Origin of the sequence: Enterococcus sp. 3H8_DIV0648 (assembly GCF_002140655.1) — a bacterium.
Lineage (GTDB): Bacteria > Bacillota > Bacilli > Lactobacillales > Enterococcaceae > Enterococcus_A > Enterococcus_A hulanensis.
In genome coordinates, this window is the sequence record NZ_NGLG01000002.1 from 164,835 (window position 1) to 167,629 (window position 2,795).

The window sequence follows — 2,795 nt, forward strand, 5'->3', positions numbered from 1 at the left end:
TCAGATAGTGATTCCGACAGCGACAGTGACTCAGATTCGGATAGTGATTCTGACAGCGATAGTGACTCAGATTCGGATAGCGATTCGGATAGTGATAGCGACTCAGATTCAGATAGTGATTCAGATCAAGAATCAAAAACAACAGCTAAGGTAAGCTATGCACCGAAAACCGGTTCGACAAAAGCTTCAAGCAGCGGCTCATTGCCAAAAACAGGAATGGAAGCTGAAACGGGCATCTACCGTATTCCTGGAATGGGTATGTTAGCAGTTGGTTTAGCAGGATTACTAAAACGTAGAAAACGTGAAAAACCTAGCGACCAGTAGTTAGCTAACAAGAAATACTTTCAATAAGCGGATCATTCATAAGATTCGATCCGCTTATTGTTTTATAGGAGACATTCATGAAAAGAAAATTGATTGTTTTAGTTCTTGTCCTTGCTGGTGTTTTACTCATTTTTAATAAACCGATCAAAAATTATTTTGTCAAAAGGACTGGAGAACACTACCAGATTTCAAAGATAAGTAAGAAAGAAGTTGAAAAGAACAAGAAAAAAGAAACAACCTTTGATTTTGATGCAGTAAAGCCGCTGGATACAAAAGCGATCGCCAAGTCTCAACTTAGTAGACAAAGCGAAGGATTACCAGTCATCGCAAGTGTAGCAGTGCCAAGGGTTGGAATATGTCTGCCAGTTTTTAAGGGGCTGCAAAATGATGGTTTGTATTATGGAGCCGGCACTCTTTCAGATGATCAAGAAATGGGTGAGGGCAACTACGGAATTGCGAGTCATCGCTCTGATCAGGCAGATTTACTCTTTACACCTTTAGATGAAGTGGTAGTAGGAGATAAGATCTATCTCACAGATTTAACCAAGGTGTATACATATGTGGCGGTTTGGAAAGATCATGTTGATCCGAGTTCGGTAGAGGTGTTGGATGTTGTCCCCGGAAAACGGCTAGTCACCTTACTGACCTGTGGTGATATCTATGCCACGACACGATTGGTTGTTCAGGGGGAGTTGGAAAGTGTGACCTCGATCGAAGTTATCTCGGATGCTGCCGCAGAAGCATTCAATTTACCAACAAAAACATATTGAGTGCGTACTTATTAAAGCAACACAGGCAACAAAAATTAAAAATGATAAATATTATCAGAAAGGATTAGATTCATGGCGAAAAAAACAAGTTGGCTTTTTGCAAAAAGTAATGCAGAAAAAGTTGAGGACTATAAGAACAACAGACCGGATCAGAACTGGCAGGTTCTAGAAGGAGAAGATGGTAAGGAGAAGCCGATGGAACCAGATACATCAAAAGAAAATGAATATAAAGCTGAGATAGAGAAATTATCAAAGAGCTTGGCAGATATTCAACAAATCAGTAAAGGTCAGGCAGATGAACTCTATCAAGAAAAATGGAATAAAGAACAGTTAAATAAACGAATGCTTGAAAGTCGAGAAAAGATCGCTGAACAGGCCCGAGAGTTGGAAGTGCTGGAACAAAAATTAAAACGAAGTGTCAGCAGAACCAATGAAATCAATGAACAATTGGAAAAACAAGAAACAGAAAAGCAGCAATTAACAACTAAACAACAACAGCTTGAAGAACAAATGAAAGCGGCGGTTGAAAAGGAAAAGCTGGAGCATAAACGTGAGCTTCAGCAGATCAGTCAGCAGTTAAATGAAAAGGATACAAGAATCCAACAGCTGATAAAGACAGCGGATGCAAGAAAACACGAAACCGCTGCTCAGATTGCTGAACTTTCTGAAAAAATAGCAGCGCAACAAAAAATCATAGCAGAATATGAAAAACAAAAAGAAAGCTTCTCAGCAGAACAAAAGCGACTGGTCGAAGTTCAACAAGAGAACCAACGCTTGATCAGTCAGCACGAGCAGGATCAGAAAAAATTCCAAGTGTATGAAACAAAGCTGCAGCAATTGGAAGAACAACTGGCTGAACAACTCCAAGCATCGGAGCAAGAGTATCAAGTAGCAGATCAGCAGCTTGCTCAGTTTGAACAGGAAAAAGCAGCGTTAATGAAACAAATAGAAGAGAGTGTGACTGCGATGGAAGAATTGAAACAAATGCTCACCAATATGGAAGAGGAAAAGAAACAGCTGCAAGAAACCTTTAAGTCAGAAAAGGCTACATTGAACAACGCTCTCTTCGAAGCTCATGAAATGATCAATAAGCTGGAAGAAAAGCTGGAAAACCAATTAGAAAACGATCAATTGTCAACGGAGCATGAAGATAAGATCAAGGAATTAGAAGAAAGACTTGGTCAACTAGCTGAAGATTATCAACAAGTGCAGCAGCAAAAAGATGATTTTTCTCAACATTTACAGCTTATCCAATTAACGTTAGCTGAGAAATCTCAACGCGTCGAAGAACTTGAATCAATGCTCGCAGAATCAAGTGCCAATGCGCAAAATGAAGAGTCATTAAATGAAGCGAAACGTCAAATTCAAGAACTGATCACAAAGAATGCGGATCTAAAAGAACAGCTTCTACAAGCACAGCAAGAAATCGGAGAAGTTCTCTTATCAGCTAAGAAACAAGCCACCTATACGATTGAAGATGCACAAGAAGTGGCTAAGCTGCGAATCGATGCTGCTGAATTAGAAGTGAAGAAAATGAATACGCGGACGAAGAATCTATTATCCGAAGTCAAAGAAGCGAAGCAAAATGTTTTAGCTATTTATACTGAGATCGAAAGCAAGGTTGAAGAATTAGCTGAAGGAGCAACAGAGGAAGATATTGATTCAAATCAATAGAATGAGGAGAATGTCGCATGAATATAC

The 2,795-nt window shown here is 39.5% G+C and carries 3 protein-coding genes; all 3 read left to right on the plus strand.

The features are described 5' to 3' along the window. Positions 1–324 (plus strand): LPXTG cell wall anchor domain-containing protein (locus A5875_RS24185; RefSeq protein WP_254911905.1); only part of this gene is annotated, 324 nt, incomplete at its 5' end. Between the two features lie 77 nt (positions 325–401). Next, complete coding sequence (locus A5875_RS17210; protein ID WP_088934828.1) at positions 402–1,094, plus strand: class A sortase; 693 nt, start codon at positions 402–404, stop codon at positions 1,092–1,094. Positions 1,095–1,166: 72 nt separating this feature from the next. Then, entirely contained in the window at positions 1,167–2,768 is a 1,602-nt protein-coding gene (locus tag A5875_RS17215) for a hypothetical protein (RefSeq protein ID WP_088934829.1), read from the plus strand. The last annotated feature ends 27 nt before the right edge of the window (positions 2,769–2,795 follow it).